The organism is Mesorhizobium sp. M7A.F.Ca.CA.004.06.1.1, from assembly GCF_003999135.1.
Taxonomy (GTDB): Bacteria; Pseudomonadota; Alphaproteobacteria; order Rhizobiales; family Rhizobiaceae; genus Mesorhizobium.
In genome coordinates this window covers 1-5,699 of record NZ_RZPQ01000371.1, presented here as the reverse complement: position 1 = coordinate 5,699, position 5,699 = coordinate 1, and the positions used below count along the sequence as shown (strand labels likewise).

The 5,699-nt window shown below is 63.0% G+C and carries 6 protein-coding genes and 1 pseudogene; 2 read left to right on the top strand and 5 right to left on the bottom strand.

Features of this window, described 5'->3' with window-relative positions:
- From EN906_RS20780 to EN906_RS20770, 3 genes are all read right to left on the bottom strand, one after another.
- The coding region (locus tag EN906_RS20780) for an LLM class flavin-dependent oxidoreductase (RefSeq protein ID WP_164777264.1) at nt 1–917 on the bottom strand (917 nt) is incomplete at its 3' end.
- 68 nt (nt 918–985) lie between these two features.
- On the bottom strand, nt 986–2,155 hold the full coding sequence (locus tag EN906_RS20775; RefSeq protein WP_127375340.1) for an AI-2E family transporter: 1,170 nt from the start codon (nt 2,153–2,155) through the stop codon (nt 986–988).
- A 252-nt stretch (nt 2,156–2,407) separates the two neighbouring features.
- A complete protein-coding gene (locus EN906_RS20770; protein WP_127267667.1) occupies nt 2,408–3,469 on the bottom strand; it encodes an LLM class flavin-dependent oxidoreductase in 1,062 nt (353 codons plus the stop codon).
- 300 nt (nt 3,470–3,769) lie between these two features.
- Between EN906_RS20770 and EN906_RS20765 the strand changes: the two genes are divergently transcribed.
- Nucleotides 3,770–4,198, top strand: coding sequence for a DUF6481 family protein (locus EN906_RS20765; protein WP_023761392.1), 429 nt, complete (start codon nt 3,770–3,772; stop codon nt 4,196–4,198).
- A 131-nt stretch (nt 4,199–4,329) separates the two neighbouring features.
- Here EN906_RS20765 and sugE read toward each other — a convergent pair whose 3' ends face one another.
- Both sugE and EN906_RS38830 read right to left on the bottom strand, forming a co-directional pair.
- Complete coding sequence (gene sugE, locus EN906_RS20760; RefSeq protein ID WP_013528463.1) at nt 4,330–4,644, bottom strand: quaternary ammonium compound efflux SMR transporter SugE; 315 nt, start codon at nt 4,642–4,644, stop codon at nt 4,330–4,332.
- A gap of 206 nt (nt 4,645–4,850) precedes the next feature.
- The gene (locus tag EN906_RS38830; protein ID WP_013528464.1) at nt 4,851–4,976 is read right to left on the bottom strand and encodes a hypothetical protein; all 126 of its coding nucleotides are present in this window, start codon (nt 4,974–4,976) and stop codon (nt 4,851–4,853) included.
- A 210-nt stretch (nt 4,977–5,186) separates the two neighbouring features.
- Here EN906_RS38830 and EN906_RS20750 point away from each other — a divergent pair.
- A pseudogene (locus tag EN906_RS20750) lies at nt 5,187–5,699 on the top strand (transglutaminase family protein); the annotation flags it as partial.

Here is a 5,699-nt window from a genome sequence, read left to right as displayed (position 1 = left end):
GTGACCATCAGTTCGTCGGCACCGGTGCGGCGCACGAAGGCATCGAGGCCTTGCCGCACCGTTTCCGGGGAGCCGACGACGGCGCAGGACAATGCCTGGCCGAGCATTGTCTTTGCCATCGGATCGAGATCGCGGTCATAGTTCTCGACAGGTGGCGGCAGCCGGCCGGCCCGACCGGTGCGCAGATTGACGAGAGCCTGTTGCAGCGAGGTGAACAACAAACGGGCCTCCGCATCGGTGGGCGCGGCGAAGACATTGAGGCCAAGCATGACATGCGGCTTGTCGAGCTGCTCGGACGGCTGGAAGCGCGAGCGGTAGACATCCAGCGCGTGATCCAGCTCCGCCGGCGCGAAATGCGAAGCGAAGGCGTAGGGCAGGCCGAGCATGGCGGCGAGCTGCGCGCCGTAGAGGCTGGAGCCGAGGATCCAGACCGGCACGTCCTGGCCTTCGCCGGGCACGGCGCGAATTCGCTGGCCTTCCTCGGCCGGCTGGAAATAGCCCATCAGCTCGACGACATCCTGAGGGAAATTGTCGACCCCGGCCTCGAGATTGCGGCGCAAGGCACGGGCGGTGCCCATGTCGGTGCCGGGCGCCCGGCCGATGCCGAGATCGATGCGGCCCGGATGCAAGGCGGCCAGCGTGCCGAACTGCTCGGCAATCACCAGCGGCGAATGGTTGGGCAGCATGATGCCGCCGGCGCCGACGCGAATGGTCTTGGTACCGCCGGCGACATGGGCAATGACGACGGCTGTGGCCGCGCTGGCGATACCCGGCATGTTGTGATGCTCGGCCAGCCAGAAACGCTTGTAGCCCAGGCGCTCGGCATGGCGGGCAAGATCGAGCGAGTTGGCCAGCGACTGCGAGGCATCGCTGCCTTCGACGATCGGCGACAGGTCGAGAACGGAAAGAGCGGTCATGGATGGGATCCTGTGTCAGGACCGCATGTAGGAAGCATCCGGCGGCGCCGCAAATTCAAAAATATTGATCAGCCTTTGATAGCTTCGGGGTCGGCGATGTCGTCCTCCTCGACGACAACCGCGTGCTGCGCGGCGAGAAAATTGCCGACATGGCTGAGCCCGTCGAAATGATCGCAGAATACCTTGATGACGACCAGCAGCGGCACCGCCATCAGGGCGCCGACGAAGCCCCACAACCATGACCAGAAGGCGATGGCGATCAAGATTGCCACGGCGTTGATCTCCAGACGCCGGCCGACCACCATCGGCGTCACGAACTGGCCTTCGACGATGTCGCACAAGATCACGAAGGCCGGCGCCAGAAGCGCGTAGAAGATGGTATCGAAGCTGATCAACGCCATGACCGTGACAAGCACGATGGTGATCAGCGCTCCGACATAGGGCAAGAAGTTGAGCAACGCCGCGGCGGCTCCCCAGACCAGCGGATTGGGCATGCCGAGCGCCCACAGACCAAGAGCGATGACCGTGCCGAGGCCGGCATTGATGATGGTGACGGTGAGCAGATAGTGCGAGATTTCGCGCTCGACGTCATAGACGACGCGCAGCGCCCGTTTCTCTTCGCTGAGGCTGGCGAAGGACTGGATGATCTTTTCATAGAACATCGTGCCGGAGGCGAGCAGGAACAGCGACAGCACGAAAATGATAGTCAGGCCTGTTCCGGCCGACAGGATGTTGCTGGCGGCCGCCGACAGGATGCCGGACTGCGCCATCGCCACCCTCTGGATGCCCGGCTCCTGCGACGTCTGGGTCAGCTGTTCGATCTGATGCGAAATCTGCATGATCTTCTCGAGTGGGCGGCGCAATTGCGCCAGCCGTTCGGCAAGTTGCTGGCCTATCGAAGAGGTGTTGTTGATGAGGTCGATGATCGGTCCGCTGAGCAGGTAGCCTACGCTGGCAAAGATGCAGATCGACAACAGCACCAGAAGGGTCGCCGAAACCACTTCGGAGATGCCGTGCCTGCGCAGGAGCCTAACGATCGGCGTCAGCGTCAGCGCCAGCAGGAAAGCCAGAATGACCGGCATGAAGAAAGCGCGAGCGAAGTAGAGCGCATAGATGGCCATGAACAGGAAAATGCCGACGAGCAGCGAGCGCATCAGATGCGTGTCGGCGCGGGCCGCAACGCGCGAATCCGACTCGTCGGCGATGGCGCGGCCCAAGGCAGCGGGTTCGGTTTTCATGCTCACCCTCGAGCCGGCGCCCTCGGCGATCGGCTATTGCTTGCATGAACGCAGAGTTATGGGCGCAGGTTCCATGAGCCGGCTTCCGGAATGAGGCCCGTTTGCACGGGTCCGGAAATCAGAGCGCGCCGCAGCATCCAGGCCTGCACTCACGGCGTTGGAAGAGAGATTTGGCTTTCTTCCCAATGTCGTGGCGACGAGGACGAAAAATCCGGCCTTCTCAAAGGCAGCAGCCAGCAGCCGACATTTCCGTCAGGCTGCCGGCGTGGTGACGGCTGTGCCAGCCCTGGCTGTTTCCTTGCGCACGATCGGCGCCACCCTGGTGCCGTAGAGTTCGATCGCCTTCATGATCTTGGCATGCGGCATGGTGCCGATCGCCATTTGCAGCAGGAAGCGGTCATTGCCGAAGATCTTGTGCTGGGCGACGATCTTCTCAGCCACTTGCTCGGGACCGCCGACGAACAACGCGCCGTTCGGGCCGCGCGACTGGTCGAAATGCGCTTGGGATGTCGGACCCCAGCCGCGCTCGCGGCCGATGCGGTTCATCACCTCCGCCTGCGGGCCGTAAAAATCGTCGGCCGCCTGCTCGGTCGTCTCGGCGATGAAGCCGTGCACGTTGATGCTGGTGGCAAGGCCCCTCGGGTCGCTGCCGGCGCGCTTGGCGGCTTCGCGATAGAGATCGAACAGCGGCGCGAAGCGCGCCGGCTCGCCGCCGATGATGGCGAGCGCCAGCGGCAGGCCGAGCGCACCCGCGCGGGCGGCAGACTGCGGCGTGCCGCCAATGGCGATCCAGACCGGTAGCCTGTCCTGGAAGGGCCGGGGATAAACGCCGCGATCGTTGATCGGCGCGCGCAGATTGCCGGACCAGGTGACCTTCACGCCGTTGCGGATGGCAAGTAGCAGATCGAGCTTTTCGGCGAACAGCTCGTCATAGTCCTCGAGGTTGTAACCGAACAGCGGGAAGGATTCGATGAACGAGCCGCGTCCGGCCATGATCTCGGCGCGGCCGCCCGACAGAAGGTCGAGCGTTGCGAACTGCTGGAACACGCGCACCGGGTCATCAGAAGACAGAACGGTGACGGCACTGGTCAGCTTGATGCGCTTCGAGCGCTCGGCGGCCGCGGCCAGGGCCACGACCGGTGCGGAGGCGGCATAGTCGGGCCGGTGATGCTCGCCGAGGCCGAAGACGTCGAGGCCGACCTGATCGGCCAGCTCGACCTCCTCGATCAGGTTGCGCAGCCGCTCATGCGGGCCGATGGCGCCGGGGCCCGGCTGCGGGCTGACGTCGGCGAAGGTGTAGAGACCGAGTTCCATCTAATGTCATCCTGGTGTTGGAATTTGCCGCTAGACGTAGCCATCCGCCAACCTCGCCGCCAGAGGCGCGACGGTGAACAGTGCATGTCGTTTTCGGTTCAATCTCTTCGTCGCAATTCCCAAGGGAAAGCGCTGCGCGCTTTTCCCGGGAAAACCGTTTCACACTTCCCTGAAATTGCTCCAAAGGCGTCTCCCGAGTGCAACAGCCGACAATTTCATGGCTGCCATGCCGTTTTGGCGCTTGAACTCTCGGTTTTCGCGCGTATGTAAGCGTCGCGAATTGACTTCAGGGAAGTGGACTTGGCTATCTACAGGGAAAAAGACGTTTTCGAGCGGCGCAATGCCGCAAACGAGGCAAAGAAGGCGCTCCTCGAGCGCTTCAAGGCAAAGCCGGCGGCGGATGATCCCGCTGTGCTGGCGCGGCAGGCTGAACGCAAGGCGATCCTCGCGGCCCGCGAAATCCGCGAAGCTGAAAAGGCTCGGCTGAAGCAGGAGAAGCTGGCACGCGAAGCGGTCGAGAAGGCCGAGCGCGAGGCAGCAGCCGAAGCGGCACGTATCGCCGCCGAGGAAGCTGCACAGGCTGAGGCCAAGATTCGGGAATCCGAAGAGAACGAGCGCATCGCCCGTTTTCTGGCCGACGAAGCCGAACGCAAGGCCAAGCGTGACGCGCGTTATGCGGCACGCAAGCAGCGCACCGGCAGGACGCCGCCGGGCTTCTCCGCCCGCTAGCCTCAGGATTACCGAAGCAGCCAGCTTCGACAATCAGGGTCGCCTCACAGCGGCCCTGAAGGTGTTTGTCCCATGTCGCCCAAATATTGGTCCCGGTTCTGGGAGGATGACATGCGCAAACCAAAAGACCGTCAGGCGGCGAACTTCAGCCCCATGATGCCGCAGACGATGAGCGCGATGCAGGCCAGCCTGATCGCGGTGGCTGGTTCGCCGAGCAGCCAGATGCCGAGCAGTGCCGTACCGACGGTGCCGATGCCGGTCCACACCGCATAGGCGGTGCCAACGGGCAGCGCCTTCAGCGCCAGGCCGAGCAGAGTGAGGCTGACGACCATAGAGGCAACGGTCAGCACGGTCGGCACCAGTTTCGAGAAGCCATCTGTGTATTTGAGGCCGATTGCCCAGCCGATCTCGAACAGGCCGGCGAAAAAGAGAAGAATCCACGACATCGACAACGCTCCATCAGAGCATCGGACCGAAAGGTGATTTCGGCGTCCGACGATCAGTCAAACAATGGCGGGTCGTCCCGTCCGGATTTTGGGGAAGCGCGAGGTCGTCCCCGCCATGCCAATATAGGAATTTCGAGCGCTCGATCAACAGCGGCCGGCAACAGTGTCGCCGGCCGTAACCCTTATTGCGAAGTGGATCGCCGGACCTACTTGTCCTTGAGCTTCATCGCCTTGACCGGCGGCGCCTTCAGCGCGGGAGCCGGAGCGGGCTTCTTGGCGTCCTTCTTCGGCTTGCGGGCTTCCTTGCCTGCCTTCATCGCACCTTTAGCCATGATTCGTACCTCCTGATGTGGGACGCCAAGTGAAACAAGAGAACCGCCCGACCGCAAGGGGTTAGCGACCGTTGCCGGCGTCGCCGGATCGCTTTCAACCGGTTTCTAATTTGCTCGTAAACCATGACGGTCCGTGCGATGGTCATTTTCGCACTGCAGCATCGACCCGAGCTTCGCCGGGTGATCGTCAGGCAGGCCGTCAGGACGACAATGCGAATCCACATCGGCTGCGAGATGAGCTTCGACTTTCCGCAGGAAACGCCGCTCATCGCGATGCTGAATGTGCATTATTCGCGTGCCTCCGATCTCGAGCGGCCGGATTTCCTGATTTCCAACCCGCCGGTGCCGATCGAAAGCTATCGCGACAGTTTCGGCAATTGGTGCAACCGGTTCGTCGCGCCGCCCGGGCGTTTCACCTTCGGCACCGACGCGGTGATCCGCGATCCCGGCACTTTCGAGATGGGCGATCTGATGGCCTGGCAGCACGAGGTTCGCGACCTGCCGGCGGACACGCTGCTGTTCCTGCTGCCCAGCCGTTTTTGCGAAAGCGACCTTCTGGCTGATGAAGCGTGGCGGCTGTTCGGCAACACGCCGCTGGGCATTCCGCGCGTGCAGGCGGTCTGCGACTTCGTCCACAACCACATCGTCTTCAACTACGGCAATGCTCGGCCGACACGCACCGCCGCGGAAGCGTATCGCGAACAGAGCGGCGTGTGCCGAGAC

Excerpts from the sequence above, each read along its gene's own strand:
- EN906_RS20775 (WP_127375340.1), bottom strand. The coding sequence starts at position 2,155 with ATGAAAACCGAACCCGCTGCCTTGGGCCGCGCCATCGCCGACGAGTCG.
- EN906_RS20770 (WP_127267667.1), bottom strand. The coding sequence starts at position 3,469 with ATGGAACTCGGTCTCTACACCTTCGCCGACGTCAGCCCGCAGCCGGGC.
- sugE (WP_013528463.1), bottom strand. The coding sequence starts at position 4,644 with ATGTCGTGGATTCTTCTCTTTTTCGCCGGCCTGTTCGAGATCGGCTGG.
- EN906_RS38830 (WP_013528464.1), bottom strand. The coding sequence starts at position 4,976 with ATGGCTAAAGGTGCGATGAAGGCAGGCAAGGAAGCCCGCAAGCCGAAG.